This window comes from Flavobacterium sp. FlaQc-52 (genome assembly GCF_044007495.1).
Lineage (GTDB): Bacteria > Bacteroidota > Bacteroidia > Flavobacteriales > Flavobacteriaceae > Flavobacterium > Flavobacterium cupriresistens.
The window spans coordinates 1-478 of record NZ_JBIPCV010000043.1 but is presented as its reverse complement, the minus strand read 5'-3'; the positions used below and the strand labels follow the sequence as shown (position 1 = coordinate 478).

Here is a 478-nt window from a genome sequence, read left to right as displayed (position 1 = left end):
ATAACTGATTACTAAAAGACATGTTGGGCTTGTTCCACCGTCAACGTCATACATTTGGTTGTCGTTTAATTCTGCAACAGCTACTTTATTGAAAGCTAACTTGTTGATTGTGTTTTGTTTTTTCATAAGAGGATTAGTCTAGGGCTTTTGCCAATAAATAACTGATTACTAAAAGACAGGTTGGGCTTGTGCCGCCGTCAACGTCATACATTTGGTTGTCGTTTAATTCTGCAACAGCAACTTTATTAAAAGCTAACTTGTTGATTGTGTTTTTGTTTTTCATAAGAGAATTAGTCTAGGGCTTTAGCTAATAAAAAGCTGATTACTAAAAGACAGGTTGGGCTTGTGCCGCCGTCAACGTCATACATTTGGTTGTCGTTTAATTCTGCAACAGCTACTTTATTAAAAGCTAACTTGTTGATTGTGTTTTTGTTTTTCATAAGAGGATTAGTCTAGGGCTTTTGCCAATAAATAACTG

General features: G+C 35.6%; 3 protein-coding genes. All 3 read right to left on the bottom strand.

What is annotated here, in order from left to right:
• Positions 1-126, bottom strand: a 126-nt coding sequence (locus ACHRV5_RS22410; RefSeq protein WP_395427962.1) for a class I lanthipeptide, incomplete at its 3' end; no start/stop codon positions are given.
• Between the two features lie 7 nt (positions 127-133).
• Positions 134-283 carry a class I lanthipeptide gene (locus tag ACHRV5_RS22405; RefSeq protein ID WP_230004263.1) on the bottom strand — a complete coding sequence of 50 codons (150 nt, stop codon included), beginning with the start codon at positions 281-283 and terminating at the stop codon, positions 134-136.
• A 7-nt stretch (positions 284-290) separates the two neighbouring features.
• Complete coding sequence (locus ACHRV5_RS22400; RefSeq protein ID WP_230004264.1) at positions 291-440, bottom strand: class I lanthipeptide; 150 nt, start codon at positions 438-440, stop codon at positions 291-293.
• Positions 441-478: the final 38 nt, after the last annotated feature.